Annotated in this window: 27 protein-coding genes and 1 other RNA gene; 19 read left to right on the top strand and 9 right to left on the bottom strand. The window is 70.0% G+C overall.

What is annotated here, in order from left to right; genetic code table 11:
• Window positions 1–69 precede the first annotated feature (69 nt).
• Complete coding sequence (locus MLE43_RS11995) at window positions 70–1,998, bottom strand: ABC-F family ATP-binding cassette domain-containing protein (RefSeq protein ID WP_243304322.1); 1,929 nt, start codon at window positions 1,996–1,998, stop codon at window positions 70–72.
• Between the two features lie 73 nt (window positions 1,999–2,071).
• Between MLE43_RS11995 and MLE43_RS11990 the strand changes: the two genes are divergently transcribed.
• A complete protein-coding gene (locus tag MLE43_RS11990; RefSeq protein WP_243304318.1) occupies window positions 2,072–2,575 on the top strand; it encodes a MarR family winged helix-turn-helix transcriptional regulator in 504 nt (167 codons plus the stop codon).
• Here the strand turns inward: MLE43_RS11990 and MLE43_RS11985 are convergent.
• Together MLE43_RS11985 and MLE43_RS11980 are read right to left on the bottom strand one after the other, a co-directional pair.
• Window positions 2,545–4,329 carry a transglutaminase-like domain-containing protein gene (locus MLE43_RS11985; RefSeq protein WP_243304316.1) on the bottom strand — a complete coding sequence of 595 codons (1,785 nt, stop codon included), beginning with the start codon at window positions 4,327–4,329 and terminating at the stop codon, window positions 2,545–2,547. The two genes, MLE43_RS11990 and MLE43_RS11985, sit on opposite strands and share 31 nt — an antisense overlap.
• Window positions 4,330–4,360: 31 nt before the next feature.
• Entirely contained in the window at window positions 4,361–4,807 is a 447-nt protein-coding gene (locus tag MLE43_RS11980) for a Spy/CpxP family protein refolding chaperone (protein WP_243304313.1), read from the bottom strand.
• Between the two features lie 86 nt (window positions 4,808–4,893).
• Between MLE43_RS11980 and recO the strand changes: the two genes are divergently transcribed.
• The 7 genes from recO (at window position 4,894) to MLE43_RS11945 (ending at window position 12,186) form a co-directional block, all read left to right on the top strand.
• Window positions 4,894–5,631 (top strand): DNA repair protein RecO, encoded by a 738-nt coding sequence (gene recO / locus MLE43_RS11975; RefSeq protein WP_243304311.1) that lies wholly within the window; start codon window positions 4,894–4,896, stop codon window positions 5,629–5,631.
• Window positions 5,632–5,740: 109 nt separating this feature from the next.
• Window positions 5,741–8,284: a methyl-accepting chemotaxis protein gene (locus MLE43_RS11970; protein WP_243304309.1), complete on the top strand. Its 2,544-nt coding sequence runs from the start codon at window positions 5,741–5,743 to the stop codon at window positions 8,282–8,284.
• A gap of 195 nt (window positions 8,285–8,479) precedes the next feature.
• On the top strand, window positions 8,480–9,232 hold the full coding sequence (locus MLE43_RS11965) for an energy transducer TonB (RefSeq protein WP_243304307.1): 753 nt from the start codon (window positions 8,480–8,482) through the stop codon (window positions 9,230–9,232).
• A 7-nt stretch (window positions 9,233–9,239) separates the two neighbouring features.
• Complete coding sequence (locus MLE43_RS11960; RefSeq protein ID WP_243304305.1) at window positions 9,240–9,608, top strand: ExbD/TolR family protein; 369 nt, start codon at window positions 9,240–9,242, stop codon at window positions 9,606–9,608.
• Between the two features lie 17 nt (window positions 9,609–9,625).
• Window positions 9,626–9,989: RNase P RNA component class A (rnpB, locus tag MLE43_RS11955), an RNA gene on the top strand.
• A 269-nt stretch (window positions 9,990–10,258) separates the two neighbouring features.
• On the top strand, window positions 10,259–11,017 hold the full coding sequence (locus tag MLE43_RS11950; protein WP_243304302.1) for a GNAT family N-acetyltransferase: 759 nt from the start codon (window positions 10,259–10,261) through the stop codon (window positions 11,015–11,017).
• Window positions 11,018–11,031: 14 nt separating this feature from the next.
• The gene (locus MLE43_RS11945; protein WP_243304300.1) at window positions 11,032–12,186 is read left to right on the top strand and encodes an MFS transporter; all 1,155 of its coding nucleotides are present in this window, start codon (window positions 11,032–11,034) and stop codon (window positions 12,184–12,186) included.
• On the opposite strand, the gene MLE43_RS11940 is transcribed toward MLE43_RS11945, so the two are convergent.
• Entirely contained in the window at window positions 12,176–12,892 is a 717-nt protein-coding gene (locus tag MLE43_RS11940; protein WP_243304298.1) for a class I SAM-dependent methyltransferase, read from the bottom strand. The two genes, MLE43_RS11945 and MLE43_RS11940, sit on opposite strands and share 11 nt — an antisense overlap.
• A 36-nt stretch (window positions 12,893–12,928) precedes the next feature.
• The gene (locus MLE43_RS11935; RefSeq protein ID WP_243304296.1) at window positions 12,929–13,480 is read right to left on the bottom strand and encodes a hypothetical protein; all 552 of its coding nucleotides are present in this window, start codon (window positions 13,478–13,480) and stop codon (window positions 12,929–12,931) included.
• Window positions 13,481–13,584: 104 nt separating this feature from the next.
• On the opposite strand from MLE43_RS11935, the gene MLE43_RS11930 reads away from it, so the two are divergent.
• From MLE43_RS11930 to MLE43_RS11905, 6 genes are all read left to right on the top strand, one after another.
• Window positions 13,585–14,085, top strand: a complete 501-nt coding sequence (locus tag MLE43_RS11930) for a Fur family transcriptional regulator (protein WP_243304294.1) — start codon at window positions 13,585–13,587, stop codon at window positions 14,083–14,085.
• Between the two features lie 106 nt (window positions 14,086–14,191).
• Window positions 14,192–15,259: an adenosine deaminase gene (add, locus tag MLE43_RS11925; RefSeq protein WP_243304292.1), complete on the top strand. Its 1,068-nt coding sequence runs from the start codon at window positions 14,192–14,194 to the stop codon at window positions 15,257–15,259.
• 26 nt (window positions 15,260–15,285) lie between these two features.
• Window positions 15,286–16,281: a DHH family phosphoesterase gene (locus tag MLE43_RS11920; RefSeq protein ID WP_243304290.1), complete on the top strand. Its 996-nt coding sequence runs from the start codon at window positions 15,286–15,288 to the stop codon at window positions 16,279–16,281.
• A gap of 107 nt (window positions 16,282–16,388) precedes the next feature.
• Window positions 16,389–17,048, top strand: a complete 660-nt coding sequence (ribA, locus tag MLE43_RS11915) for a GTP cyclohydrolase II (protein ID WP_243304288.1) — start codon at window positions 16,389–16,391, stop codon at window positions 17,046–17,048.
• Window positions 17,049–17,146: 98 nt separating this feature from the next.
• Window positions 17,147–17,590: a DUF2721 domain-containing protein gene (locus tag MLE43_RS11910; RefSeq protein ID WP_243304286.1), complete on the top strand. Its 444-nt coding sequence runs from the start codon at window positions 17,147–17,149 to the stop codon at window positions 17,588–17,590.
• Window positions 17,591–17,683: 93 nt separating this feature from the next.
• Window positions 17,684–18,475, top strand: coding sequence for an SDR family oxidoreductase (locus MLE43_RS11905; protein ID WP_243304284.1), 792 nt, complete (start codon window positions 17,684–17,686; stop codon window positions 18,473–18,475).
• A gap of 7 nt (window positions 18,476–18,482) precedes the next feature.
• Here MLE43_RS11905 and MLE43_RS11900 read toward each other — a convergent pair whose 3' ends face one another.
• Together MLE43_RS11900 and pgsA are read right to left on the bottom strand one after the other, a co-directional pair.
• Window positions 18,483–19,496, bottom strand: coding sequence for a pseudouridine synthase (locus tag MLE43_RS11900; RefSeq protein ID WP_243304281.1), 1,014 nt, complete (start codon window positions 19,494–19,496; stop codon window positions 18,483–18,485).
• Window positions 19,497–19,535: 39 nt separating this feature from the next.
• Window positions 19,536–20,108 carry a CDP-diacylglycerol--glycerol-3-phosphate 3-phosphatidyltransferase gene (pgsA, locus tag MLE43_RS11895; RefSeq protein WP_243304279.1) on the bottom strand — a complete coding sequence of 191 codons (573 nt, stop codon included), beginning with the start codon at window positions 20,106–20,108 and terminating at the stop codon, window positions 19,536–19,538.
• An 89-nt stretch (window positions 20,109–20,197) separates the two neighbouring features.
• Between pgsA and MLE43_RS11890 the strand changes: the two genes are divergently transcribed.
• From MLE43_RS11890 to MLE43_RS11880, 3 genes are read left to right on the top strand one after another with little or no spacing between them, the layout of a single operon-like run.
• On the top strand, window positions 20,198–20,443 hold the full coding sequence (locus MLE43_RS11890; protein ID WP_275976207.1) for a FeoA family protein: 246 nt from the start codon (window positions 20,198–20,200) through the stop codon (window positions 20,441–20,443).
• A complete protein-coding gene (gene feoB, locus MLE43_RS11885; protein WP_243304274.1) occupies window positions 20,443–22,614 on the top strand; it encodes a ferrous iron transport protein B in 2,172 nt (723 codons plus the stop codon). Before MLE43_RS11890 ends, feoB begins: the two co-directional genes overlap by 1 nt.
• A gap of 7 nt (window positions 22,615–22,621) precedes the next feature.
• The gene (locus MLE43_RS11880) at window positions 22,622–22,765 is read left to right on the top strand and encodes a hypothetical protein (protein ID WP_243304272.1); all 144 of its coding nucleotides are present in this window, start codon (window positions 22,622–22,624) and stop codon (window positions 22,763–22,765) included.
• Between the two features lie 3 nt (window positions 22,766–22,768).
• Here MLE43_RS11880 and MLE43_RS11875 read toward each other — a convergent pair whose 3' ends face one another.
• A complete protein-coding gene (locus MLE43_RS11875) occupies window positions 22,769–23,641 on the bottom strand; it encodes a radical SAM protein (protein ID WP_243304270.1) in 873 nt (290 codons plus the stop codon).
• An 85-nt stretch (window positions 23,642–23,726) separates the two neighbouring features.
• Between MLE43_RS11875 and MLE43_RS11870 the strand changes: the two genes are divergently transcribed.
• Entirely contained in the window at window positions 23,727–25,088 is a 1,362-nt protein-coding gene (locus MLE43_RS11870) for an NfeD family protein (protein WP_243304269.1), read from the top strand.
• Window positions 25,085–25,849, top strand: coding sequence for a slipin family protein (locus tag MLE43_RS11865; protein WP_243304267.1), 765 nt, complete (start codon window positions 25,085–25,087; stop codon window positions 25,847–25,849). The genes MLE43_RS11870 and MLE43_RS11865 overlap by 4 nt, the downstream gene beginning before the upstream one ends.
• A gap of 15 nt (window positions 25,850–25,864) precedes the next feature.
• On the opposite strand, the gene MLE43_RS11860 is transcribed toward MLE43_RS11865, so the two are convergent.
• Window positions 25,865–26,611 (bottom strand): hypothetical protein, encoded by a 747-nt coding sequence (locus MLE43_RS11860; protein WP_243304265.1) that lies wholly within the window; start codon window positions 26,609–26,611, stop codon window positions 25,865–25,867.
• Window positions 26,612–26,807 lie beyond the last annotated feature (196 nt).

Genomic DNA, 26,807 nt, shown 5'->3' with positions numbered 1-26,807 from the left:
AAAAGTCCAGGATCCAGGGTAGCGAAAAGGCCCCGAGACTGTCCGCCCCAAGGGCAAATTGTGATGGGGTCAGCCGCCGCCGCGTTTTTCCTCGAGTTCGAGCCAGGCCTCTTCCAGGACCTCCAGCGCCGCCTTTACCCCATCCCGGTCCCGGAGGGCCTGGTGGCCGGGGCTGTCCGCCCGGAGGAAGGCCGAGGAATCTGCCAGCAGGCCATCCAGCTCGGCCAGCCGGGTGTGGAGGGCCTCCATTTCCGCTTCCACCTCGGCGAGGCGCCGCTGCTCCTTCTGGGACAGTCCCGGCTTCCGGGCGCGGGGAGGCTCCACCCTGGCGATGGCGCGGGCTGCCTCGGCCCTGGGCGGCTCCTGGGCCGCGGCCCGGGCCTCCCGCAGGCTGCGGACGGTCGAGGGGGCGCCTTCGTACAGCTCCCAGCGCGGGGTGCCGTTCCCATTCCAGGCCAGGGTGTGGGTGGCCACCTGGTCGAGGAAGAACCGGTCGTGGCTGACCAGCAGCAGGGTCCCCCCGAAGTCCAGGAGGGCCTCCTCCAGATTCTGGAGGGTGGGGATGTCCAGGTCATTGGTGGGCTCGTCCAGCACCAGCAGGTCCGCCGGGCTGAGCATGGCCTTGGCCAGCAGGAGGCGGTTGCGCTCGCCGCCGCTGAGCGTGGCGGCCGGGCGGGCCTGCTGGTCCACCGGGAAGCCGAAGCGGGTGAGGTAGACGTGGGCCAGCAGGGTGCCGTTCCCCGTGTCCACCACCGAGGCCCGCTCGGCGAGGTTGTCGAGGATGCTGCGGGCCCCGTCCAGCTCGCCGCGCCCCTGGGAGATGGTGGTGGTGGCCAGCTTCGGGTGGCGGACCACCTCGCCGGCGGTGGGCTCCAGGTCCCCCAGGAGCACCTTGAGCAGGGTGGACTTTCCGCAGCCGTTGGGCCCGAGCAGGGCCACGCGCATGCCGCGCTGGAGGCTGAGATCGATGCCGTCCAGCAGCTCCCCGCCGCCGGGATAGGCGAAGCGCACCCGCTCCGCGCGGATCAGGGCGTCGCTGCGATTGCCGCCGGCGGCGAAGGACAGGCCCTGGCGCGCTTCCAGGCGGGTGCGGTCCTCGACGTCGTCCTTGAGGTCCAGCACCTCCTGGATGCGCAGCTTGGACTTGCGGGTGCGGGCCTTGGCGCCGCGACGCAGCCAGGCCATCTCGCGGCGCAGGCGGTTCTGCATGTGCTCCGTGAGGCGGGCCTCCCGGAACTCGCGATCGGACTTTTCCAGCAGGTAGTCGCTGTAGCCGCCCTCGTAGCTGCGGAGGGCGCCCTCATCCAGCTCGAGCATGCGGGTCACGACGGCGTCCAGCAGGTGGCGATCGTGGGTGATGAGCAGGAGGGCGCCGCCATAGGCCTGCAGCCAGGCCTCGAGCTTCTCCACCTGATCGGGATCCAGGTGGTTGGTGGGCTCGTCCAGCACCAGGACATCGGGCTCCTTGAGCCACGCCTGGGCCAGGGCCACGCGCTTGCGCCAGCCGCCGGAGAGGGCCTCCACCTCGACTTCGAGGTCGGTCAGGCCCCAGGTGGTGGCCGCTGCCTTGAGGCGCGGCTCGAGATCCCAGCCCCACCGCTCGATCTGGTGCTCCACGCTTTGCAGTTCGTCAAGCAGCCGGGCCTCCTCCTGGCCGGTGGCGCCATGGAGGGTCTCGTGGATCCGCTGATGGCGGGCCAGCAGGGCGGCGTGATCGGCCAGCGAGGCCTCCAGGGCCTGCCGGATGCTCGCCCCCGGGGCGAAGTGCGGTTCCTGGCTCAGGCGGGCCACGCGCAGGCCCTGGGTGATGATGACCTCCCCGGAATCGGGGGTCTCGTCGCCGGTCAGGAGCCGGAACAGGGTGCTCTTGCCCGCGCCGTTGCGGCCGATGAGGCCGACCTTCTCACCCTGAAAGAGACCGAGGCTCAGTCCGTCCAGAATGGCTGTCGCGCCATATCGTTTCGTGACATTGATCAAACTAAGGGCGATGGCGGGCAAGAAGGGCTCCTACGACCTTCCAGAATCCCACGGATAGCGTGATGCTTGCCCGCAAAGTATCCGTGAGGCCGGCATGTCCCTTCAGGAAGAACTTCAGATGTCGAAGCTCCCCGCTCCGGGAGTCCAGTTGATGCTCCAGCTGATGCTGACGCGGGAAGCCGTCGTCCGCGTCCAGGAGCGTCTCTTCGAAGCCCACGGGCTGACCATCCAGCAGTACAACGTGCTGCGCATCGCCCGCGGCGGACCGGTCAAGGGCCACCCGATCTACGAGATCGAGCGGCGGATGATCTACCGCTTCGCCAACGTGACGCGACTGGTGGACCGCCTCGAGACGCAGGGCCTGCTCAAGCGGGTGGCCGATCCCAAGGACCGCCGGGTCAGCCGGGTGGTCATCACCCCCAAGGGGCGCCGCCTCATGGAGCGCCTCGACGAGCCCGTGCGGGTCATGGCGGCGCAACTCACCAGCTGCTGCGACGAGCAGGAGTGCCTGAGCATCTCGAACTGGCTGGAGCGCCTGCGGGAGCACTGCACCCAGCAGGAGGGGGCTCAGGAGGAGCTGGTGGGGGCCATCAGCTGATCCAGCAGCTGGTAGGCGGCATTTTCTGAAACCCCGTCCAGGCTCAGCCAGCGGCCCTGGCCCAGATCCAGCCACAGGCGGCGGGCGGCGGGGTCCCACCAGCCCTCCCGGAGGGTGTGCGGTCCCGCCAGCCGGCGGTTGCCCTTGAGCTGCGCCTGGCCGGGGCGGGCCGCGGCCGCCACGGTCCAGGTCCGGTTCAAGGTCAAGGTGCCCCGGTCCAGCTTCCAGTGTCCGCCCGGAAGGCGCAGGCGGCTGCCATCGGACGCCGTCACCAGGTCGCCTTCGATGCGGGTGCCCGCGCCCCAGGGCGCCGTGGCCTCGCGCTCCGGAATCCAGCGGACGCCCGAGAAGGCCAGGGCCGCGCTCTCCCAGCCGACGCTCCCGAGGTCGGACAGATCCGTGTCGCCGAGCTTGATGCGGAAGGCCGAGGCGGGCGCCTGGTCGAAGGTGGGATCCACCGGTACCCAGCGTTCTCCGAGTTTCACTTCCACCCAGAAGTGCAGGCCCAGGGTGTCGCCCAGGCCCACCCAGCCGGTGACGCCACGGGCGGGCACGCCCAGGCGCCGCAGCAGCGCCACCGCCAGCACGCCGTGCTCGGTGCAGTCGCCCCGGGGGGTGCGGCAGACCTCGAGGGCCGAGGCGAAGCCCACCGTGTAGTCCTTCTCGGTGATCCAGTCGAAGACGAAGGTGGTCACCCGCCGGGCCAGCTCCCAGCGCGACAGCCCCGGGGGGAGGGCCAGGCGCCGGAGGAGGCCGTCGAAGGCGGGATCCTGGAAGGGCACCAGCGGACTGGGCGCCAGGAACCTGGCCTCCCCGGGCGCGGGGGGGCCTGCCACCGGTGGCTGGGCCGCCTCGGCGGCGCTGGGCAGGGCCGCCCGCACCAGGCGCCAGCGTCCACCGCCAAGCCGGATCTGCTGGGCATCCTCGGGCAGCTCCGGCACGGCGCCTTCACCCCGCAGCGTCAGGTCCCGCAGCCAGGGTTGGAAGGGGTGCGGCGGCAGCCGCTGGAGGGTGCGCTCGAAGAATCCCTCGGCTTCGCCGGCCCGGGCCCTGGGCGGGGGGAGCTCGGCGCGCTGCATCAGGATGGCGAGCCCGCCGAGCTCGGACCGCTGGCGCAGCTCGCCGGCGCTGGGGGAGATCCAGGCTTCCACGGACATCGCGGCATCGCCCTGGGTCTCCTGGCCGGTGAACCGCACCGCGTCTGGAAAGCCCGGCAGCGGGTCCGGCCCGGCGGGTTCGAGGGTGAGGGTGTTCCACTGCTGGACGGGGAAGGAGAAGGTGATCGCCTTCACGGCGCGCCGCAGGCGGGCGGCCTCCATGAGCCGGGCGTCGAGATCCTCGGGCCAGAGCAGGGCCCCGGCAGGCACCGGGGTGCGCTGGGGGGCCCCGTTCAGGGGGTGGAGGCTCAAGGTGCCGGGGTCCGCCGGCGTCCATTCGGCGCGGCCTTCAAAGGGTTCCCTGGACAGCTGCAGCCGCCAGGTGAAGGTCATCGACCCGTCCGCCGCGCGCCGGGCGGTCTGGTCCACTTCCTGGCGGATCTCCTGGCCGAGGCGGGAGAGGGCCATCCACTCGCGGTTCCGCACTTCGCGGATTCCGTCCTGGTTCTTGGCCTCCTGGGAGGCGCCTCCCACCTCCTGGCCGCCCACCCACTGCCGGAAGGTCCGGCCCGGGGCTGCCTGGGCCAGAACCGGGGCCCCCGGGGTGAGGAGGAGGATCCCGCCAAGGACCGCCGCGAAAAGGGGGGATGCACGCATCCCCCCAGTCTACCGGTCCGCGGAGGTCGGATCAGCCCGGCATCCCCATGGCCAGGCGGAGGTGGCGCATGCGTTCACGGCGGCGGACCTGGGCGGTGGCCCGCATCTCGGCGGCCCTGGCCCGCTGTTCCGGGGTGAGCACGGACTGGACTTCCTGCCGGGCGGCCCGGGCTGCCAGCAGCAGGTCGAACCGGGCCGAGGAGGCCTGGTCGTGGAGGGTGCGGAGCCGGGCCTCGGGGGTGGCGGGATCCTGGAGAGCCGTGCGGAGGGCGGCCCGGGCCTGCCGCATCGCCTCCCGGTGGGCCAGCAGATCCGGCCGGTGCTTCTCCCGGATGGCCTGGATGCTGGTCCGCTGGGCCTCGGTGAGGTTCAGGGCCCGGGCCAGGTGGCGGCCATCATGGGCGCCTGGCCCCGGCTGGGCCAGCATGGGCAGGGCGGCGAGGGCGAGGATGGCGAAGGATCGGACCAGGTTGTTCATGACCATCTCCAGACGGGCGCAGTCGAAAGCCTCGCCAGGTGAGACACGGCCCCGAGCCTTCGGTTGATTCCGGGCAGACTGGAAAGGTGATCCGGACCCTCGCCGCCATCGTGCTCAAGGCCGTGCCCTTCGCCGAGGGCGGGGCCGTGGTGTCGTTCCTCTCCGAGCATGGCGAGCGGCTGTCCGGGCTGGCCAAGGGGGTGAAGAAGCCCACGGCCAAGTGGGTGGCGGCCTTCGAACCCCTGGGCATGGTGCGGGTGAGCTTCTTCGGCAAGGAGCAGACCGAGCTGAAGCGCGTCACCCGCTGCGAGCTGGCCTTCAGCCCCCTCACCCTGGGCCACCTGGAATGCAGCCTCGTCATGGCCTGTCTGGCGGATCTCTTCGACCGCGTGGCCAAGGAGGGCGTGGAGGACGACCGCCTCTACCGGCTGCTCAGTGCCTGCGGGCGGGCCCTCAAGGCCGACCCGGACAATGCCCTGGGGATCCTGGCCTACGCCGAACACTGGCTGCTCCACTGCCTGGGACTGCTGCCCCATCCGCGGACCTGCGGGCGCTGCGGGAACGACTCGGCGCCCCTGGCCCTGCTCAGCCCCGACCATGGCTGGTGCTGCCAGGCCTGCACGCCGGTGGATCCCTCGGAGACCCTGCCGCCCGGCGCCCGGGACTACCTGCGGCGATTGCGGACCGGGGGGGCGGAGACCGCACCCCGTCCGGACCCGTCCGACGAGGCCCAGGCGGCCATCACCGCCCTCCTTCGCGCCCGCCTGCTCCAGGAGCTGGGAGGCGGCCTGCGGAGCTACGAGGTGTTGTGGCGGACGCTCTAAACCGCGGCAGCATCGCGCCTTGCCGGGCACCCTAAACTTGGCCTGAAGCTCCTCTTGGCCGATGGGGTGGCATGGCTTGAGGTCGGGCATGGTTCTGGGCGGTTCCTTCATGCAACACCGCGGGGTGCGCCGCTGGCTGGCGGACCTGGCCGTGCTCCCCTTCCTGGGGGGCGCCGCCTATCTCCTGTTCAGGGCCTCCGCCTCGCTGGGGGCGGGGGAGGCGGCGATCCTGATGATGGCGGTCGGTGGACTGGCCCTGCTGGGGCGCCGATGGTTCGCCTGGCAGCGGGATCTCGACCCGGAGCGCTTCCTGTCCGATCGGGCGGGGCGGATTCTCCGCGGCGACCGCACTCCGCTGGTGCCCCCGGCCGGGCTGCGGGAGGAGGGTCGCCAGGTGGCGGCGGCGATCAATGCGCTCCTTGGGGAAAGCCGCCAGGTCGAAACCCACCTGGATTCCCTGCATCAGGCCGTGGTCCGGGAGTGGGTGGAACTGGATGGCCTGCTGGCGCAGATCCAGGAGCAATCGGTCGAGGACCGGACCGCCAGGGTGGCTGCCGCAGAGCGGCTCGCGGCCTACGGCCAGGACCTCCGGAAGACTCTGGAGGGCTCCCTCCAGTTCGATCAGATCGAACTGGAGCAGCGGCTCCGCGCGGATCAGCATCGCCTCCAGGGGCAGGCGTTCGCGACCGCCCTGGAACGGACGCAGGCGCGGCTGACGCACGTCGAGGCTCTGCTGAGGGAGTTCCAGGACGCCTTCCCGCAGATGCAGAAGGAGGAAGATGCGCTGGGCCGTCTCGCCGATACCGGGGTGCGGCAGGCCGCGCGTCTGGAGCTGGTGGTCAAGGGCCTGGTGGCTCATGCCCCGGGGCTGCAGGAAGAGACGAAGGCCCGGGCGGAGCAGCTCCGCCGCTTCCGCACCGCCGCCGACGGGGTGAGGGATCAGGCAGAGGCCCTCGCCCGGCGCATCGAGGCCTTCCGGGCCGAATCGCAGCGTCGCATCACGTCGTTCGGAGGCGCGCAGGGAGCGATCCAGATCATCGATCAGGCGGCCCAGCAGACCGGCCTGCTGGCCGTGAACGCCGCCATTCTCGCCCAGCAGGGCGGGGGCGGGGAGGGCCTGCAGGCCATCGGAGGACGCCTCCGCGGGTTGGCCGACCAGACCTCCCAGGGGGCGGCGGATCTGGGCCGTGCCCTGGATGAGCACCAGCGGGGCCTGGAGCGGGAGAGCGCCGGGTTGTGGGACCTCCAGGAGGTGACCCAGCACCTGAAGGCCGGCATCCAGGAGCTCCTCCATGTGGCGGGCCACCTCGATCGCCAGGGGCAGGATCTGGAGCGGGTGCTGGAGGCTCATGCAGGTCTGGTGGAGCAGGTCCGGCAGACGTCGGAGCGGGCCGAGCGGTCCCTGTACGAGGTGGGGGAATGCTCGTCGGCCCTCCAGTCCGCGCTGGTCCGGCAATGGGGCGTGGAGGCCAAGGCCGCGGTCGAAGTGGGCCAGCTGTCCCGGGCCGGGAAGCACCTCGCTGAAGTGGGCGGCGAGCTCTCCCGGATCAGCGAAAAGAATGTCGAGGACATCTGGGGGATCCTCCGGGGCCACCAGGACCTCCGCCAGAGCGAGGCTTATCGCGAGATCGCATCGGGCGGTCTGTCGCACCTGCTGGGGCTGGGCCAGAGCACCGCGCCCACCTGGGACCGCGCCACGTGGGCCCGGGCCCAGCGGCGGCCGCGCCTGCTGGAGGCGGGACCCTTGCGGCCGCCGCTCAGCTACTCCGACGCGGTGGGAGGGCTGCGACTGCTCCTGATGGCTCCGGATGCCCTTGGCCGTCCCGAGCCCTCGGCGCTGCAGGCCTGGTCCTGCGATCCCTCGGGCCAGGTGTGGCGCCTGGAATTGATCGAGCGCCTGCGGACCGAAGGCCACCGCCTTGCCCTCCAGGAGACCCTGCGGGAAAGTCCTCTGGAAGCCTGCCTGCCCGGTACCGATGTGAGGGTCGTGCCTGAAGGCGCCGAGCTCCGGCTGGCCTTCCCCTATCCCGGGCTCCCCCTCTTCCTGGCGGGGCTCGGGCTGGCGTTGTCCGTGGACGCCGGGGCCTGGGACAGGCCGCTCCGCCAGGCGGCACCCAGGACCATCCCCGTGCAGCAGTTCATCTGGTGCGGGCCGGACATGGATCCCGCGCAGAGGGCGGGCGTCCTGCGCCTGGTGCATGCCTGGGTGCGCGATGATCCGCAGCATGAGGCGTTCCTGACCGGACTGCCCTACGAGGGGCGCCGCCCCCCTTGCCCTCTGGTGGCGGACCATGAGCAGGTGGACCGCCTCGACGGATGCCCCAAGGTCCGTTGTGTGGGCCTCGATGCGGATATCACCGGCCTCCAGCCGCTGCGGGACCGGCTGCTCCAGGCCGGGGCCGAGGAGGGCGAGGGCGGCGCCGTCCTCGGCGCCATCGGACTCGGATATGCCCATCCCGAGGCCCTGCTGCTGAGGCTCTTCCAGTCGGGCGCCGGCCTGGCGGATACCCCGCATCCCGAGCTGGCGGCCTTCCGCACCCGTCTCCAGGCGGCTGTGCTGGGTGGAAGCGAGGGCGATCCCTATCGGGCGGCCTGGGCCCTGCTCGAGGACCTCCAGCGGAAGGGCTGGACCATGCCCTTGCCCTCGCTGTGAGGACCTGAGGCGCTCCTAACCTGGGTAGGTCCCTTGACAGCCGTGATCTGCCGCCGATACCTGATGCAAGCGATCTTTGGACCTCCTCCAGACGGTGTGTGATCCAGGGCCCGGGATTGCCACCAACCGATGTGCGCCGCTTGCGGCGCGCGTGGGATCTGCGGGAGGCCACAGGCGCCAACCACAGGAGATCCCATGTCCAACCTCGCGCTCCGGCGCGGCCGGGGGCCTGCGTTCCCGGACCTGCCGCCCACCCTCCAGCCCCATGCCGTGCTCGCTTCCGCGCCGCCTTCAGACACGCTCCGTGCGGCTGCGCTGTCCGCCCTGACCTACTTCCTGCTCGCCGGCGGCGCGGTGATCATCGCCTCCTTCGGGCCGAAGGCCGTCCTGGTGCCGGTTCTCCCGTCCGCCCCTCCGTGGCGGCCGGTGGAACTGGACGGACCCCCACGGCTGCGTCCCAGCGAACGGGTGCTCTCCACGGTCGCAGGGGGCGCCGGAAGCGGGACCATCGCCGCCCCCTCCGGCGCGCCCGCGAGGGCGGATCCGGAGGAGGCCGCGGCGGGCCTCCCCACGGCCGACCGCTTCTCGGAGGTCCCTGCCGGCGGGCCCGCGCTTCCAGGGCCTGTCGCCCCGGCTTCCGGTACCGCGGGACCTGCTTCCGGCCCGGTGATCCACGACTTCTCGGCCACGGCTCCGGCGATCCTCCGCCGGGTGGATCCCATCTATCCGGATCTGGCCCGCCGGGCCCACGTCCAGGGCACCGTGGTGCTGCTGATGGTCGTGGACGAGTCGGGCCTGCCCATGCAGGTGCGGGTGCTGGACGGCCATCCGGCCCTCCAGGAGGCCGCCCTCCACGCAGCCCGCCAGTGGCGCTTCGAGCCGGCCCGCATGGATGGGCGGGTGGTCGCCGCCAGCTTCCGACTCACCCTGAACTTCCGCCTGCGGTGAGGGTGCCATGGCCACGGAGCTTCGACGCGACATCAACATCACGCCCCTGGTGGACATCGTGCTCGTCCTCCTGATCGTCTTCATCGTCCTGGTGCCGGTGCTGCCCCGGGCCCTCGACGCCGCCCTCCCGGGCGGCGCGGGGCCCCCCGGGCCGCTCCTGCGCCTGACGCTGGCTGCCGATGGTTCCCTGGACCTGGATGGGACGCCCATCACCCTGGCGGAGCTGCCCGGACGGTTGCGCCCAACGACGGGGAAGGTGGTCCTGCGGGTTCATCCCTCCCTGCCGCTGCACCGGGCGACCGGGGTCCTGGATGCCCTCAAGGCCGCCCGGCCGGAGGCGGTGCCCGCCCTGGTCGCCACGCCGGAGAAGATCTAGACCGTGCTAGCCTCAACCCTGTGGATCAGGGCGTCGCTGCTCGCAAGGGCAGAGGAAAGTCCGGGCTCCACAGGGTACTGGGCCTGGTAACGCCAGGGCGGGGCGACCCGACGGAAAGTGCAACAGAGAACAGACCGCCGATGGATCCTCGGATCACAGGCAAGGGTGAAACGGTGGGGTAAGAGCCCACCGCCGGACTGGCAACAGGACGGGCACGGTAAACCCCCCAGGGAGCAAGACCAAATAGGCCGGCGCACCGCGCAAGCGGCGAGGGTTGACCCGACCGAGCCGGCGGGTAGGTCGCTTGAGTTGGATGGCGACATCCATCCCAGAGGAATGACGTCCCACGACAGAACCCGGCTTACCGATCCACCACGGCCCCCGAAAGGGGGCCGCGTTTATGTCTTCCCGGGTGTCCTGCCCTGCCTGCACACCCCCGCGCTCAACCGGCATGGCTGGGCTTCGCTTTTCGGCAGGGATATCCGCTAGGCTGGAGGTCTCTCGGGATAGGCCTCTGACCTGCATCTTCCACCGCCCCTTCGGCACGCCTGGACTTGGCGTCGGAGCCGTGCGCCTCGGCTGATCCAAGGGCGCCACAGGACGCAGGGACGCCCCCAAGGCGGCCCGCTGAACCCATTTCCGGAGATGCCATGTTCCATGACTTGACCTGCCTGGCCCGTCGCCTCGAGCGCGCCCAGGCCCTTCAGAACGAGCGCTTGAACCAGGCCGCCGGCGGCCGCAGCAGGCCGGTGGGCGGCGGTTTCGCGCACTTTCGCGGCGAGGCCCATCCCCTCAACCAGGCGCTGGGCCTGCTCGAGCCGATCACCGAACCGGAACTGGAGGGCGTCGAGGCCTTCCTCGGCGCGCCCACGGTGCTGGAATTGAGCCCTGGCGCTGACCCGTCGCTGTGGCCGCTGTTGGCGCGCCGGGGGTACCGCCTGCACCAGTTCCAGCAGCTGTGGCTGAAACCCCTGGCCGAGGCGACGGTGCCGCCATCGCCCCCGGCCGTCCGGATCGCCAGGGCCGGTGAGGCATTCCTCTACAACCGGGTGGTCTGCGCTGGGTTCCTGGAGCGCGATGCCTGGCGCGACCTGGAACCGCCGTTCGAGGTTCCGCTCGAGGCGCTGGACGTCTGGGGCTTCCTGGCCTTCGTGGATGAGGAGCCCGCCGGCGGCGGCATGCTGGGGATCGTGGACGGCGTGGCCCTCCTGTCGGGTGATGCCGTGCTTCCCCGCTTCCGGGGACGTGGTTTGCAGAAGGCCCTCATCCGCGCCCGCCTTGCCCATGCGCGGGAACGCGGCTGCGATCTGGCCTGCGCGTCCACGGCTCCGGGCACAGCCAGCCAGCGATCCTACGAGGCCTCCGGCTTCCGCGCCGCCTATCCGAAGGTGGAGATGGCGCGGGACTGACGCGATAGTGGGGGATGCGCCGACCCGCACCCCCCACTGCCGCGCTCCTCGTGACGGCCCTGGCCTTCCACGTGGACATGCTCCTCTACTACCTGCTGGTGCCGCTGCTGCCGCGGTACGCGCGGGACCTGCACCTGAACCAGATGGAGGTGGGGATCCTCTTCGGCAGCTATGCCGTGGCCCTGCTGCTGGCCACCTTCCCCGTGGCGATCCTCACCGACCGCTTCGGCCGGCGGGCGCCCATGCTCTGGGGCCTGGCGGGGCTGGGGATCACGACCCTGGTCTTCGCGGTGTCGAGACAGTACTGGCTGCTGGTGCTGGCCCGGTTCCTCCAGGGGGTGGCGGGAGCGGCCACCTGGCTGCCGGGCATGGCGCTGCTGGCGGACCTCTTCCCCAGCGAGTCCAGGGGCAGGGCCATGGGCACGGCGTTCGCGGCGGCGAACCTCGGGGTGCTCATCGGGCCGCCCCTGTCGGGCTTCCTCGATCAGCATGCGGGCCCCACGGCGCCCTTTCTGCTGGGGGCGGCGCTGGTGGCGCTGGACGCGGCGGGCCGGGCCTTCCTGCTGCCGGGGACCGAGCCGAACCAGGGCCTGAAGGTACCTTTTCGACAGCTGCTGGCCAATCCGACCATCCGGATCTTCGCCGGGGCCATGGCGCTGGGTTCCTGCCTGTGGGCCCTGCTGGAATCGACCCTGCCCCTGGACCTGGACCGGCGCTTGGGCCAGTCCCCGACTCAGATTGGCCTCTGCTTCGCGGCGGCGGCCCTGGCCCATACCTTCACCTCGCCGCTGATGGGCGCCCTCTCGGATCGCATCGGGCGGGTGCGGGTGCTGCGCATGGGGCTGGTGCTGGCCCTGTTCCTGATCCCGTTGCCGGTGCTGCTGCCCCGGCCCTGGATGGTGGTGGTGGCCATGATGGGGCTCGGCAGCACGGCCAGCTTCATCATGAGTCCCAGCAGCCCGGCGGTGGCCGATCAGGTGGAGCGTCTGGGCAGCCAGAGCTTCGCTTCGGCCTTCTCCATCCTGAACCTGGCCTACTCCGTGGGCCTGATGGTGGGCCCGCTGGTGGGCGGCGCCCTCGTGCAGGGGCTGGGCCTGCCCGTGGCCATGGGCCTTTCGGGGCTGGGCTTCGGCGCCTACCTGCTGGCCACCCGGGGCATCAGCGCCTGACCGCCCGGTAAATCCAGCGTTCCGCCGCCGCCGTCCAGGGCCGCCCGTCCAACCCGCCGCAGGCCGTGATGGCGCCGAAGCCCGCTTCCGCAAGACAGGCGCGGACCTCGGTATCGGTGGGAATCCAGATGTCGTGGCGGAAGGTCGCGCCCTGGCAGCGCCGTTCCGTGCGGATGCGGCGGCCGTCGGCGCTCCAGGTGACCCGTTCCCGGTAGCCCTCGTCGGGGAAGTCCAGCCACTGGCCCTCGGCTTCCGCCACGGCGTCCCTCAGGAAGTTCCGCCCCGCCAGGTCCAGGAGCAGGGCGCCGCCGGGGCGGAGCACGCGCGCGAATTCCGCGAGCTGCCGGAGGTTCTCCTCCCGCCTGGTGAAGTAGCCCCAGCTCGTGTAGGCGCAGAAGACGCCGTCGGCACAGGCCGCCCGGAAGGGCAGGGCGCGGAAGTCGAGGCGGGCCAGGGGCGCGGGGTGTTCCTCCCGGTGGCGCGCCAGGTTCATGCGGCTGAGGTCGCCTCCCAGGATCTCCAGTCCCTGGGCCTTCAGGTGGGGATGCAAGCGCCCCCAGCCGCAGGGCAGGTCGAGGACCCGGCTTCCCGGCGGCAGGTGCAGCAAGGCCGCGAGCGCCGACCCTTCGGTGGCGGCGTCCGCGGCCTTGTCCGCGTAGATCTGGAAATAGGCGGGGTGGTCAAAGTCCCAGGCGAACCAATCCATGAGCCGAGTGTGGCAGGCCCGGGCCCTTGCGGCGCCCTACTCCTGGTCGGAGTCCGCCTTCACCAGCTTCACGATGGGCGTGGACTGGGGGGTGTTGACGATGCCCTTCCAGACATAGCGGGTGCCGCGCTTCTGGCCGCTCTTGGAGATCAGCTTGCCCTCTTCCAGCTCCGTGAAGAGCCGGCGCAGGGTGGCCGGGGCCCAGTCGCAGTCCTTGAGGTCGAGGGCGACCTGCGCTTCGAAGCTGCTGAGGGAACCCTTGTCCTGGAGGGCGAACATCAAATCCCTCTTCAGGTCCTCGAGTTCCGGCTTCGAGCGGCGGGCCTTGGTCTTGAAGGCGGGCGGAGCGGCCGGCGGCGCCGGTGCGGCGGGCTTCGGCGTGACCGGCGCGGGGGCCGGCGCGGCGGTGGGGGCCTGGGCCTGCACCAGCATGCCGTCGAGGTAGATGTCGCCGCGCTCGGGGCGGAAGAGGACCACCACCGACCCAGGGCCGAGGCCTTCCTGCTGGAGGGCGGTGATGATGCGCTCCCCAATGCGGGATTTCTGGTCTGCCGAGAAACTGGGCGATTGAATAATGACGATGGCCATGACGACTCCACTATGTATACGGTGAATTCATAATACGCTTTTGTTTTTCATCTGTAAAATACGATCTGCCGAGTGGACCGGATAGACTTCCCACCGAGGACGCCATGCGCAAACCCAAGATCGAACGCCCCGAAGAACAGCAGCGCTTCGAAACCTTCCTGCGATCGCGTCAGTTGAAACTGACGGGAGAGCGGCTCGAGCTGGTGGAGGAGGTGTTCGGCCAGGTCCACCACTTCGACGCAGACCAGCTGCACATGGCCCTGAAGCAGAAGGGCAAGGCCATCAGCCGGGCGACGGTGTACCGCACGCTCGACCTGCTGGTGCAGTGCGGCCTGGTGCGGAAGAGCAGCTTCGGCGATCAGCACGCGCACTACGAGGCCGTGCGGAGCAACGAGCACCACGACCACCTGATCTGCCTCAACTGCGACGCCATCATCGAGTTCTTCCGTCCGGACCTGGAGGCCCTTCAGGAAGCCATCTGCCACGAGTACGGCTTCCGGCCCATGCACCACAGCCACCAGATCTTCGGGCTGTGCAAGGCCTGCCAGGACCAGGAGACGGATGGGGCCACGCTGGCCCATCGGATGAGCCAGCTGAACGTGTAGCTGTCGGCCATCAGCTGTCAGCCATCGGCTCAAGCCGGCCCGGACCTGCTTTGGCTGACAGCCGACAGCTGATAGCTGAGAGCCGCGCAAAGCGCTAGGCTGGGTCATGTCGAAACTCAGCCTCCAGGATCTCCAGCGCCTTCCCAAGACGGACCTGCACGTCCACCTCGACGGCAGCCTCCGCATCCCCACCATCCTCGATCTGGCCGAGCAGCAGAAGGTGAAGCTGCCCGCGGACACGCCCGAAGGCCTGCGGCCCTTCGTGGAGGTGGGGGATGACTGCAAGTCGCTGGTGGAGTACCTCCGCGCCTTCGACGTGACGCTGTCCGTGATGCAGACCTATGACAGCCTGGTGCGAACCTCCTTCGAGCTGGCGGAGGACGCGGCCAAGGAGAACGTCCGCTACATGGAGGTGCGCTACAGCCCCATCCTCCACCAGCAGAAGGGCCTCACGCTGCACGCCATCGTGCAGGCCGTGCTCGAAGGGCTGGCCCAGGCCGAACGCCAGTACAACATCAAGACCGGTGTCATCCTCTGCGGCATGCGCCACATCTCGCCGGACATCTCGCTGCGCCTGGCGGACCTCACCGTGGCCTTCAAGAACAAGGGCGTGGTGGGTTTCGACCTGGCGGGGGCCGAGGAGAACTTCCCCGCCAAGCGGCACAAGGACGCCTTCGGCCGCGTGTTGCAGAACAACATCAACTGCACCTTGCATGCAGGCGAGGCCTACGGGCCCGAGAGCATCCACCAGGCCATCCACCTCTGCGGGGCGCACCGCATCGGCCACGGCGTGCGGCTCATCGAGGACGGCGACCTGCTCAACTATGTGAACGACCACCGCATCCCGCTGGAGTGCTGCCCGTCGAGCAACGTGCAGACCAAGGCCGTGAAGAAGATGGCCGATCATCCCATCCGCCTCTTCTACGACCTGGGCCTGCGGGTCACGGTGAACACGGACAACCGCATGGTCACGAACACCACGGTGAGCCGCGAGTTCCAGGTCATCCACGAGGAGCTCGGCTTCAACCTCGAGGAGATCAAGGAGCTCATCATCATGGGCTTCAAGAGCGCCTTCCTGCCCTACGCCCTCAAGCGCGCCCTGCTGGCCGAGGTCGTCCACGAGCTGAAGGCCTTCAAGCCCGGCAGCCTGGAGAGTAAAAAGGAACACCTCTGATATCCTGACTGTCGAGGTCAGGATTCATGCTGGATCGCTTTGCCGACTTTCTCGAGGCCCACGCCAAGGTCCTTCTCACCACCCACGAGAACCCGGACGGGGACGGGGTGGGTGCTGCCGTGGCCCTGGCGGCCCACCTGAAGGGCCTGGGCAAGGAGGCCCGCATCGTCGTGACGCCGGCTCTGCCTGAGAACCTGCGGTTCCTGGATCCCGAGGGTTGGATCGAGGCCTACGATGCCGGCGGGGCCCACGGTGACCTGGCCGCCTGGCCGGATGCCTGGCTGCTCATCGACGCTTCCGAGCCCCATCGGATGGGCCCGCTCTTCGCGGCCTTCGAGGGGACCAGGGCCGAGCGGGCCTGCCTCGACCACCACATGAAGGACGAACCCAAGGGGTTCGATGATGAGTTCACGGATCCCACGGCCAGCGCCAGCGCGGAGCTGGTCTACGACCTGGTGCGGCCCCGCCTCGGGGGGGACCTGCCGCCCGTGATGGCCCAGGCCCTCTATGCGGGCCTGGTGAGCGACACGGGCAACTTCAGGCATTCCAACAGCACGCCCAAGATCCACCATGCCGCGGCCGATCTCATCGCCCAGGGGGTCCACCCTTCCCGGACCTACAACGCGCTCTACCAGACCGCCACGCCTGCCAAGCTCAAGCTCTTCGGCCGCGCCATGGGCGGGCTCCAGATGAGGGACGGTGGCCGCTTCGCCTATGTGGCCGTGACCAAGGCCGATCTGGCCGCCTGCGGCGCCACCCACGAAGATCTGGACGAGCTGGTGGAGGAGCCCCGCAAGCTGAAGGGCGTGGAGGTCGCGGCCCTGTTCTCCGAAGCCGCGGACGGCCGGGCCAAGGTGAGCCTCCGCTCCCGCGAGCGGGTGGATGTGAACGCGGTCTGCCGTCTGTTCGGTGGCGGCGGCCACCGGCTGGCCTCGGGGGCCAAGTCCGCCCAGCCGTTGGAGGTCTTCATCGCCGAGGTGGAGACCGCGGTCGCCGCCCAGATGGAACGCGATATGGTCTAGGTAAGCTTCGATGAGCCTGGGTTGCCCTGAAAAAAAACTGGCCCCAGACTTCATTTTCCCCCCGAGCGGCATCCAACCGATGAGCCGCACCCTTTCCCGGGAACCCCATGTCCCCCAAAGAACCCAGCAGTGCCCCGAAACTTGAGCTGTTCTGCAAGCTGCAGGCGGAGAAGGTCCCCTTCATCGCCAAGGCCAACGTGCCGTCGATCTTCGGGAAGTTCGTCGTCTACGGGTTCCTGGAGCACGCGACGGGCAAGGAGCATCTGGCCATCGTGTCCGGCGAGATCGATGCCCGGCAGCGTATCCCGGTGCGCATCCATTCCGAGTGCTGGACGGGCGACGTGCTGGGCAGCCTCCGGTGCGACTGCCGCCAGCAGCTGGAGGAGGGTCTGCGCCACGTCGCCGAGCACGGCGGCATGGTCCTCTACCTCCGCCAGGAGGGCCGCGGCATCGGCCTCCTGAACAAGCTCAAGGCCTATGCCCTCCAGGAGCAGGGGCTCGACACCGTGGAGGCCAACCATTCGCTGGGCTTCCCCGACGACCTGCGCACCTACGACTGCGCGGTCGAGATGCTCAAGTTCTTCGGCATCACCAAGGTCAAGCTGCTCACCAACAATCCCCGCAAGATCGGGGCCCTGGAATCCGCCGGCATCGAGGTCGAGCGGGAGCGCCACCAGCTGGCCTCCAATCCCCACAATCTGCGCTACCTCAAGACCAAGGCCCGCAAGAGCGGCCACATGCTGGATTTCGAGGAAGAGGCGCTGTAGAAGCTGTCAGCCATCGGCTGTCAGCTTTCGGCTCAAGAAGGGCCCGGCCGCATTTTTTAGCTGACAGCGGAGAGCTGATAGCTGATAGCTATAGAGCCATGCCCGCACCTGTCTCCGACCAGACCATCTATGACATCTCGCATGTCATCCAGCTCTCGGTGGCGCCGGTCTTCCTGCTCACCTCCATCGGGACCATCCTGGGCGTGCTGTCCAACCGCCTGGCGCGGATCGTGGACCGTGCCAGGGCCCTGAAGGACCTGCTGGAAGGCGCGACGGAAGCCCGGATCCCGGCCATCCATGACGAGATGCACACGCTGGCCCGCCGGCGGCAGTTCATCAACCTCGCCATCACGACCGGCACCATCGCGGCGCTGCTGGTCTGCGTCAGCATCGCCACGGTGTTCCTGGGCGCGGTGCTGAAGGCCAATGTGGCCGGGGTGGTCGCCTCCCTGTTCATCCTGGCCATGGCGGCCTTCGTGGCGGCGCTGGTGTCCTTCCTCCGGGAGATCCTGCTGGCCGTGCGGAGCCTGCACCTGGCCTGAGCCCCGGGCCTCCGCCTGGCTTCACCCCCCGCACGGGGGTGTGGCGTTCCGGCCGGCGCCCTTGGTGCCACAATGCCCAGCAGGAGGATGCCCATGGCTCAGGAACTGGAAGGCAAGGTGGCGCTCGTGACCGCGGCCAGCCGGGGGCTGGGCCGTGCGTCGGCCGAGGCTCTGGCGCGGGCGGGCTGCGACCTCGCCATCTGCAGCCGGGACCAGGCCGCAGTGGAGAAGGCGGCGGAGGAGATCCGCCGGGCCACCGGCCGCGCCGTCCTGCCGATCGCCGCCGACCTGGGCCGCGCCGAGGACATCCAACGGCTGGTGGAGGCCACCCTGGCCGCCTACAACCGCGTGGACGTGCTGGTCTCCAACACCGGCGGGCCCCAGCCGGGGCCCTTCATGGCTTTCGATGATGCCGCCTGGCAGGGGGCCTTCGACAGCCTGCTCATGCCCGCGGTCCGCCTGGCGCGGTCCGTGGTGCCCGGCATGCGGGAGCGGAGCTGGGGCCGGATCCTCTTCGTCACCTCCAGCGCCGTCAAGCAGCCCATCCCGGCGCTGGTGCTGTCCAACTCGCTGCGGGCCGCGGTGACGGCCATGGCCAAGACCCTCGCGGGGCAGGTGGCCAAGGACGGCATCACCGTCAACTGCGTGGCGCCGGGACGCATCTACACGGACCGGGTGCGGTTCCTGGATGGCGAGGCCGCCAAGGCCAGCGGCCGCTCCGCGGAGGACATCCTCGCCGAGCAGGGCACCCGCATCCCCGTGGGCCGGTACGGCGAGCCCCGGGAGTTCGGCGAAGTGGTGGCCTTCCTCGCGAGCCCCGGGGCCTCCTACATCACCGGCAGCACCCTGGCGGTGGATGGCGGGGCGATCTCGTCGCTGCTGTAGCGGAGACCTACAGGCTCTTGATCGCCGCGATCTCCTGCGGGTGCAGGAAGCGCCAGGCGCCGGGCTTCAGCAGCGGGTCCGACAGGGGCCCGAACTGCACGCGGCGCAGCTTGCTCACGGGGTGGCCCACGGCCGCGAACATGCGGCGGATCTGCTGGTTCTTGCCTTCGGTGAGCGTCACCTTCAGCCAGGGGTTGTCACCCTTCTCGGCGACCTCGATGTGGCAGGGCTTCAGGCGGCGCCCGCTGAGGAGGAAGCCCTCCTGGAATTCCTTCAGCAGCTCGGGACGCGGATTGCGGTGGACCTTCACCAGATAGACCTTGGGGATCTCGTGCTCGGGGCCCATCAGCACCTGGGCCAGGGCGCCGTCATTGGTCATGAGCAGCAGGCCCTCGGAGTTGAAGTCGAGGCGGCCCACCGGGTAGAGGCGGCCCGGCACGCCCTTGAGCAGGGCCATGACCGTGGGCCGGCCCTGGTCGTCCTTCACCGTGGTGACGTAGCCCTTGGGCTTGTTCATGAGGATGTAGACCGGCGCCTCCCGCTGGATGGGGATCAGGTCCACGGTGATCTCGTCCCGGCGCGGGTCGGCCCGGGTGCCCAGCTCGGTGACGGTCTTCCCGTTCACCTGCACGCGGCCGTCGAGGATGATCTGCTCGCAGGCCCGGCGGCTGTCGATGCCCGCGGCGGCGAGGATCTTCTGGAGGCGGTCCTGTCCTGCCTGGGGCGGGCGGGGCGGGGCGCCGCCGGAGCGGGGTGCCGCGGCCGGGCGCGGCGCCGGCTTGGCCGCGGGGCGGGACTTGTCGATGGCCGGCCGCCGGGCGGAGGCGCCCGAAGCCGAGCGGGCAGCAGGACCCGAGGACGGGCGGGCGGCGGGCGGACGGGAAGCCGAGGCTGGCCGGGCCGGACCTGCGCCCGGACGGGCTGGCGCCGAGGTCCGGGGCGTCCCGGCTGCTGGGCGGCCGGCGGCAGGCTTGCGGGTGGCGGGCGCAGTGCGCGGCCCCTTCGGGGCGGGCTTTCTCATGGCGGCTCCTTCGGCGTCTCCCGACGCGGAACCGTCAGTCTAGCAGGCGGCCGGGGCCCGCGTCGCCCGGACGAAGTAGTGGATGCCCGAGGCCAGCACGAGCGCGGCCACCACCCAGTACATCTCGGGCAGGAAGGGGTCCATCCAGCGCCGGTAGCCCAGCCCGTTGAACATCAGGCCCAGGGACACGGCGACGAGCTGGGCCGCCGTGCTCACCTTGCCCAGGAGGCTCGGATGGAACTTGCTGTCGCTGAGACGGTCCACCGAGGCGAAGGCGTAGAAGGAGATCACCAGGTCCCGCGTGATGGCCAGGATCGCCACCCAGACGGGGATGGGGGCCGTCATGCCCTGGGTGCGCCAGGCCAGGAGGACGAAGGCCGTGGTCATCAGGAGCTTGTCCGCCGCCGGATCCAGCACGGCGCCCAGCGCCGAGCCCTGGTTGAAGGTGCGGGCGATGAAGCCATCGAGCAGGTCCGTGAACCCGGCGGCGGCGAACAGGATGAAGGCCTGCCAGTGGTGCCCGTACCAGACCGCGATGGCGAAAAAGGGGATCGCGAGGATCCGCAGCAAGGTCAGCGCGTTGGGCAGGGTCAGTGGGCTGGTGGTGATCATTTCGTCCAGTTTAGACGGAGATCACATCCTTTGACTTGGACCTTGTAGCACCCTGAGGTTGGGCTAGACTGGATCACGGAGTTGAGACTATGACTCAAAATCTACCAATTCCTCTGAGCGACCTCCAGCCGGGGGATCAGGGGGAGGTGGTCCAGGTGCAGGCGCAGGGGCCCATCCGTCAGCGTCTGCTGGAGATGGGCTTCATCCGCGGGGTGCGCCTGCGGGTGGAGAAGCTGGCGCCCCTGGGTGATCCCATGGAACTCGTGATCAAGGGCTACCACCTGTCGCTGCGGCGGGACGAGAGCGCCTGCATCCTCGTGCACCGGGTGGCCTGATGTCCCTCACCATCGCCCTGGCGGGCAACCCGAACTGCGGGAAGACCACCCTGTTCAATGCCCTCACCGGGGCCCGCCACCATGTGGGCAACTGGCCCGGCGTCACGGTGGAGCGGCGCAGCGGCTCCTTCGAGCAGGACGGCCTGACCCTGGAAGTGGTGGACCTCCCCGGCACCTACTCCCTGGCCGCCCGCAGCGCGGATGAACGCGTGGCCGCCCAGTTCCTGGCCTCGCCCGAGGTGGAGCTGGTCCTGAACGTGCTCGATGCCTCGAACCTGGAGCGCAACCTCTACCTCAGCACTCAGCTGCTGGAGCTCGGCAAGCCTGTCGCCTTCGTCCTCAACATGGTGGACGACGCCGAGAACCGCGGGATCCACATCGACGTGGCGGCCCTGGAGACCCTGCTGGGCGGCCCGGTCATCCCCACCGTGGGCAACCGCGAACAGGGCATCCCCGAGCTCAAGACCCTGCTGGCGGCCATGGCCCGGGGCGAGTCCAACCGCTGCCGGCGCATCACGGTGGACTACGGCCACGACATCGAAGGCGAACTGGCCAAACTCGAGACGGAGATCTGCCGGGACGAGAAGCTCGAGGCGGCCATGCCGCCCCGCTGGCTGGCCCTGCAGCTGCTGGAGAACAGCGCCGAGGCCAAGCGCCGGGTGGCCGAGAGCCATGCCAGCGAGGCCATCAGCGCGCAGCTGGCGAAGAGCTTCGCCTTCCTGGAACCGCATCTGGGTGCCGATGGCGCGACCCTCATCGCCGAGCGCCGCTACGGCTTCGCCCACGGCCTGGTGAAAGAGGTGGCCTCGGCGGCGGATGAGCGGAAGACGCCCACGGCCCGCCTCGACGCCCTGCTCACGCACCGGTGGCTGGGCATCCCCATCTTCCTGGGCATCCTGGCCCTGGTGTACTCGCTGTCCTTCGTCATCGGGAAGATCCCCCAGGACTGGATCGCCGAGGGGTTCAAGGCCCTGTCCGACTTCGCCGGGGCCCGGCTGCCCGCGGGCGAGCTGACCAGCCTGCTGGTGGACGGCGTGATCCCCGGCGTGAGCGCCGTGATCGTCTTCGTGCCCGTGATCATGATCCTCATGGGCTGCATCGCCTTCCTGGAGGACACGGGCTACATGGCCCGGGCGGCCTTCATCATGGACCGCCTCATGCACGTCATGGGGCTCCACGGGAAGAGCTTCATCCCCCTCATCATGGGCAGCGGCTGCAACGTGCCCGCCATCCAGGCCGCCCGCACCATCGAAAGCCCCCAGGACCGGCTCATCACCATCCTGGTGACCCCCCTGGTGAGCTGCTCGGCGCGCCTCCAGGTCTTCATCGTCATCGCGGGAACCTTCTTCACGCCCTTCAAGGCCGCCCTCGCCATCATCGGCATGCATTTCCTGGGCCTGGGCCTGGCCGTGCTCATGGGCCGCATGCTGCGCAGCGCCCTGTTCAGCGGGCCCAGCTCTCCCTTTGTGATGGAGCTGCCGCCCTATCGGCTGCCGGTCCTGAAGGCCACGCTCATCCACATGTGGGAGAAGGGGTCGGTCTTCCTCACCCGTGCCGGCACCACGATCTTCGCGGGCGCCACGCTGATCTGGTTCCTGTCGCGCTATCCCGGCATCGCCAACCGCGAATGGACGGCCCAGTACCAGGACCAGCGCCAGGCCGTGCAGGCCCTGAACCTTTCCGCGGGGGAGACGGAGGACCGCCTGAAGGCCCTCGAGCTGGCGCATGAAAGCCGCATCGTGAACACGAGCCTGGCCGCGCGGCTGGGGCAGAAGGCCTCGCCGCTCCTCCAGCCCATCCTCGATCCCGACCACAAGCGGCCGGAGGCGTGGAAGGATGTCATCGCCCTCACTGCGGGCTTTGTCGCCAAGGAGATCGTGGTCTCCACCATGGCCGTCATCCACCAGGCCAGTGATGAACCCAAGGTGGGCGAGCGCCTCAGTCCCCTCCAGGTGGCGCTGCGCGACAACTCGGGCCTGAGTCCCCTCACGGCCCTGGCCTTCATGGTCTTCACCCTGATCTACACGCCCTGCCTGGGCACCATCGCCATGATCCGCCGCGAGGCCGGCAGCTGGGGCTGGGCGGGCTTCACCATCGCCTATGGCCTGGCCCTGGGCTGGGGCCTGGCCTGGATCACCGTGGTCGCCGGCCGGGCCCTCGGTTTCGCGTGAGGTGGCCATGAGTCTGCAGATCCTCCTCGTCGCATCCGCCGTCAGCTGGTCGGCCTTCTACTTCCTGCGGGGCGCCTACCAGGACCTGAAGGCGGGGAACGCCTGTTCCCACTGCAGCTCCGGCGGCTGTCCCGCGGCGCGGCGGAAATAGGGATCAGAGTCCCCGCGCCCACTCGGGCCGGAGCGGGACCTGGCCTTCCAGGGCGGCGTCGATGGCGGCGAGGATGGCCTCCCGGTCGCGGGGCAGGCGCCCGCCGATGGGCAGGTAGTTCGAAGCATGGTTGGAGCGGAAGATGGCGCCGCTGGGGTGGGCCTCCTCCACGAACCAGCGCAGCTCGGTGAGCAGGCCCCGGACATCCGGGAGGTCGAAGCGGCCCTGCTCCTCCAGTGTGGCGATGGGGGTGCCGGGCACCACGGTCAGGGTCAGCGTGGAGAGGAACCGCGGGTCCATGGCGGTGGCCAGGCGTCCCGAGGCTCGGGCATGCGCTTCGCTGCGCTCGCGGCCGCCCGCGCCGAGCAGGAAGATCAGCGATTGGTCCATGCCGGCCTCCCGGGCCTTGCGCGCCGCTTCGGCATGTTCGGCGGCCGTGGCGCCCTTGGCGAGGCGCTGGAGGGTCACATCATCGCCCGACTCCGGGCCGATGTAGAGCAGCGAGAGCCCCAGTCGCCGGAGGCGCTCCAGTTCGTGGGGCGATTTCTCCAGCAGGTTGCGCGCCGTGGCGTAGGTGCTGACGCGCCGGAGCCGGGGGAAGGCGGAGGCCAGGGCGAGCAGGATGGGCTCCCACATCCCGAGGTCCATGCCCAGGGGATCTCCGTCGGCCACGAAGACGTGCCGCACCTGCTCCGCGAACCGGACGCCGGCCTCGGCGATGTCGGCCAGGACCTCCCCGAGAGGCCGTACCCGGTAGCGCTTGTCCCGGTACATGGCGCAGTAGGTGCAGGCATTCCACGAACACCCGAGGGTGGCCTGGAGGATGAAGGAAGCCGCCTCGCTGGGCGGGCGGAAGAGGGGTTCGTCATAGCGCATGACGGCATTCTCCCGCATCCGGCCGGGCCGGGGCCAAAGGGAGGGGACCCCCCTGGTAGAATGGTGCCGTCCCCGCGAGGTCTCCATGCGAGCAGGTCGCGGAAGGGTCCGGCCGGTCGTGCCTTGGGCGAAGCTGAGGTGCGCGGTCCGTCAGTTCGTCCTCGCGGTCCTGGTGGCCCTGGTGGCCTGGCCGGCCGGGCCGGCCGGGGTCGGGGAGCGGCGGGTCTGCGTGGCCCGGGTGCAGGGGACCATCGGTCCGGCAACGGCCAGCTACCTGGCGCGGGCCCTCGGCGAGGCGGCGGGACGGCAGGCCGAGTGCCTCGTCATCGAGCTGGATACGCCCGGGGGGCTTCTCGACTCCACCCGGGAGATCATCCAGAGTTTCCTGCGCTCGCCCGTGCCCACGGTCGTGTTCGTGTCGCCGCAGGGCGCCTGGGCCGGCAGCGCGGGCTGCTTCATCACCCTGGCCGCCGATGTGGCGGCGATGGCCCCCTCCACCAGCATCGGCGCGGCGCATCCAGTCGGGCTCGGCGCCGGGGGCGAGAAGCAGGACGAGGTGATGAAGCAGAAGCTGGAGAACTTCGCCGCCAGCTACCTCGAGGCCATCGCCATCAAGCGCCACCGCAACATGGAGTGGGCCCGGGCCTCGGTGCGCGAGAGCGCCGCCATCCCCGCCGACAAGGCCCTGGAGCTGAAGGTGGTCGACCTGATCGCCGAGGACCTGCCGGACCTGCTGAAGCGGCTCGACGGCCGGGAGGTGGGCGGCCGGCGGCTGGCGACCGCGGGGGCCACCACGGTCGTGCTCCCGATGTCGGTGCGGGAGCAGGCGTTCCAGACCATCGCGCATCCGCAGGTGATGCTGATCCTGATGCTGGTCGTGGTGTACGGGATCATCGGGGAGCTGACCAGCCCCGGGGCCATCCTGCCGGGCGTGGCGGGCGTGATCGCGCTCCTCCTCCTGCTCTATCTCGCCTCCGTCCTGCCGATGAACATCACCGGCCTGGCGCTGATCGCGGTGGCGCTCCTGCTGTTCACCATCGACGCGTTCGCGCCGACCCACGGCGTGCTCACGGGAGGCGGCGTGGTGGCCTTCTTCCTCGGGCTGTTCATGCTGTTCGACCGGAGCGAGCCCTTCCTGCGCCTGTCGCTGCTGTGGATGCTGCCCGCCACCATCGTGACGGCCCTGTTCTTCATCTTCGTGGCGGGCGCGGGCCTCCGCGCCCAGCGGCTCCCGGCCCGGGCGGGCGCCGAGACGATGCTGGGCCGGACCGTCCCGGCCGTGGTGCCGATCCATGCCACCGGCGGCAAGGTGTTCATCGAGGGCGAGTACTGGGATGCCGTCAGCGCCGTGCCCATCGCGGCGGGCCAGATCGTCGAGATCGTCGCCCGGAACGGCTTGACCTTGACCGTGCAACCGGCAGGGACTTCCAAGGAGGAGGAACCATGAACGACTACGTGCTGTACCTGGGCCCCTGGGTGGTCGTGCTGGTGGTGCTGGGCCTGATCGTCCTGCCCCAGGCCGCCCGCATCCTGCGCGAATACGAGCGGGGCGTGATCTTCCGCTGGGGCAAGCTCAAGGGCGCCAAGGGGCCGGGCCTGATCTTCCTGATCCCCTTCATCGACCGCATGGTGCGGATGGACCTCCGGGTGGTGACCATCGACGTGCCGAAGCAGGAGGTCATGACCCGCGACAACGTTCCGGCGACCGTCGATGCCGTGGTCTATTTCCGCGTCGTGGATCCGGAAGCCGCGGTGGTGAAGGTGGAGAACTTCCTCAAGGCGTCTTCCCTCATTGCCCAGACCACCCTGCGCAAGGTGCTGGGCCAGTCGGAGCTGGATGAGCTCCTCGCCCATCGCGAGAAGATCAATGTCCAGCTGCAGGAGATCATCGACCGCCAGACCGCGCCCTGGGGCGTGAAGGTGAGCACCGTGGAGGTGCGCGACGTCGTGCTGCCCGACGGCATGAAACGGGCCATGGCCAAGCAGGCCGAGGCGGAGCGGGAGCGGCGCGCCAAGGTCGTCAACGCCGAGGGCGAATTCCAGGCCGCGGAGAAGATGGTGCAGGCCGCCGCCATGATGGCGGAGCAGCCGATCTCGCTCCAGCTGCGGTTCCTCCAGACCATGGTGGAGATCTCCAGCGAGCACAACACCACCAGCTTCATCCCGCTGCCGAGCGAGCTGTTCCGCCCGTTCATCCAGAAGGGGTAGGGCACCCGATCTTCTTCAGCAGCCCCGGCGCCGCGCCTCGGAGACCAGGTGCAGCCCCAGGTCCACCGGATCCACGCCCAGCATCGGCAGGCCCGCCACGAAGCCGGGGCGGCCCACGCGGTCGTCCAGGGGGGCCTGCGGGCACAGCGCCTGGAACCGCGCGGTGAGCAGGAGGAGGTTCGCCAGGGTGGCCGGGCCCATGGCCGGGCCCAGGCACTGATAGTTCATGCGGTGTTCGTAGATCATCAGATCCGGCAAGCCGTCGTCCCGCTGCACCAGGAGGAAGGGCTCCTTCGCGTGGGTGGTGTGTTCCGTCGTCCGCGTCACCTTCTTCGTCAGCATCATGCCGCCGCTGAGCACCGCCCGCCCCAGGTCCAGCTTCCGCGTCGTCGTCGTCTCCAGGTCGGTGGTCGTGCGGATGCGCGCGCCGCGCTGGAGGAGGCGCACCGCCGGGAAGGGGCACACATGGGTGCCGCCCTGAGCGTCCTGGGCCTCAAAGCCCTCTGTCGTCCAGGCGAGGCCGCGGAGAACCGCACGGCGGGCGTCCGTGGGCACCTGGGCCGGGTCCGAGATCCAGGCGAGGAAGCCCTCCGCCGTGAGGGCGGCGGCAAGGCCCTCGGGATCGGGTGCGGCCCGCAGGAGGATGCGGGGGAAGGTGCCCGCAAGCAGGCGCGCGCCATCCGACGGCGCCAGGCCCGCGATCCGGGAGGCGCGGGCGAGGGCGTCCGGGTGGTCCGGAAGGCGGCCGAGGGCGATGAACATGGGCGGGGGGGGTGGGCAGGGCGGCTCCCCATGGGTCTGAACAAGGCTTTTCAGGAGGCGCCCGAGTCGAGGATATATCCTGTCGGTACACCGTCTCCAGGGTTCTCTTCCATGGACCTTCCGGGGCGGCGCTATGCTGGCCATTCCGACCAAGGGACTCCCATGCAGCCTGGCCTCTTCATGCACCTCCTTCCGC

This window comes from Geothrix oryzisoli, from assembly GCF_022808865.1.
Classification (GTDB): domain Bacteria; phylum Acidobacteriota; class Holophagae; order Holophagales; family Holophagaceae; genus Geothrix; species Geothrix oryzisoli.
The sequence above is the reverse complement of the archived record's forward strand: the minus strand, read 5'-3'. Positions and strand labels throughout refer to the sequence as shown.

Coding starts and splice junctions, on each gene's coding strand:
- MLE43_RS11990 (WP_243304318.1), top strand. CDS start 2,072: ATGTCCCTTCAGGAAGAACTTCAGATGTCGAAGCTCCCCGCTCCGGGA.
- MLE43_RS11985 (WP_243304316.1), bottom strand. CDS start 4,329: ATGCGTGCATCCCCCCTTTTCGCGGCGGTCCTTGGCGGGATCCTCCTC.
- MLE43_RS11980 (WP_243304313.1), bottom strand. CDS start 4,807: ATGAACAACCTGGTCCGATCCTTCGCCATCCTCGCCCTCGCCGCCCTG.
- MLE43_RS11970 (WP_243304309.1), top strand. CDS start 5,741: ATGCAACACCGCGGGGTGCGCCGCTGGCTGGCGGACCTGGCCGTGCTC.
- MLE43_RS11965 (WP_243304307.1), top strand. CDS start 8,480: ATGTCCAACCTCGCGCTCCGGCGCGGCCGGGGGCCTGCGTTCCCGGAC.
- MLE43_RS11960 (WP_243304305.1), top strand. CDS start 9,240: ATGGCCACGGAGCTTCGACGCGACATCAACATCACGCCCCTGGTGGAC.
- MLE43_RS11950 (WP_243304302.1), top strand. CDS start 10,259: ATGTTCCATGACTTGACCTGCCTGGCCCGTCGCCTCGAGCGCGCCCAG.
- MLE43_RS11945 (WP_243304300.1), top strand. CDS start 11,032: ATGCGCCGACCCGCACCCCCCACTGCCGCGCTCCTCGTGACGGCCCTG.
- MLE43_RS11940 (WP_243304298.1), bottom strand. CDS start 12,892: ATGGATTGGTTCGCCTGGGACTTTGACCACCCCGCCTATTTCCAGATC.
- MLE43_RS11935 (WP_243304296.1), bottom strand. CDS start 13,480: ATGGCCATCGTCATTATTCAATCGCCCAGTTTCTCGGCAGACCAGAAA.
- MLE43_RS11930 (WP_243304294.1), top strand. CDS start 13,585: ATGCGCAAACCCAAGATCGAACGCCCCGAAGAACAGCAGCGCTTCGAA.
- add (WP_243304292.1), top strand. CDS start 14,192: ATGTCGAAACTCAGCCTCCAGGATCTCCAGCGCCTTCCCAAGACGGAC.
- MLE43_RS11920 (WP_243304290.1), top strand. CDS start 15,286: ATGCTGGATCGCTTTGCCGACTTTCTCGAGGCCCACGCCAAGGTCCTT.
- ribA (WP_243304288.1), top strand. CDS start 16,389: ATGTCCCCCAAAGAACCCAGCAGTGCCCCGAAACTTGAGCTGTTCTGC.
- MLE43_RS11910 (WP_243304286.1), top strand. CDS start 17,147: ATGCCCGCACCTGTCTCCGACCAGACCATCTATGACATCTCGCATGTC.
- MLE43_RS11905 (WP_243304284.1), top strand. CDS start 17,684: ATGGCTCAGGAACTGGAAGGCAAGGTGGCGCTCGTGACCGCGGCCAGC.
- MLE43_RS11900 (WP_243304281.1), bottom strand. CDS start 19,496: ATGAGAAAGCCCGCCCCGAAGGGGCCGCGCACTGCGCCCGCCACCCGC.
- pgsA (WP_243304279.1), bottom strand. CDS start 20,108: ATGATCACCACCAGCCCACTGACCCTGCCCAACGCGCTGACCTTGCTG.
- MLE43_RS11890 (WP_275976207.1), top strand. CDS start 20,198: ATGACTCAAAATCTACCAATTCCTCTGAGCGACCTCCAGCCGGGGGAT.
- feoB (WP_243304274.1), top strand. CDS start 20,443: ATGTCCCTCACCATCGCCCTGGCGGGCAACCCGAACTGCGGGAAGACC.
- MLE43_RS11880 (WP_243304272.1), top strand. CDS start 22,622: ATGAGTCTGCAGATCCTCCTCGTCGCATCCGCCGTCAGCTGGTCGGCC.
- MLE43_RS11875 (WP_243304270.1), bottom strand. CDS start 23,641: ATGCGCTATGACGAACCCCTCTTCCGCCCGCCCAGCGAGGCGGCTTCC.
- MLE43_RS11870 (WP_243304269.1), top strand. CDS start 23,727: ATGCGAGCAGGTCGCGGAAGGGTCCGGCCGGTCGTGCCTTGGGCGAAG.
- MLE43_RS11865 (WP_243304267.1), top strand. CDS start 25,085: ATGAACGACTACGTGCTGTACCTGGGCCCCTGGGTGGTCGTGCTGGTG.
- MLE43_RS11860 (WP_243304265.1), bottom strand. CDS start 26,611: ATGTTCATCGCCCTCGGCCGCCTTCCGGACCACCCGGACGCCCTCGCC.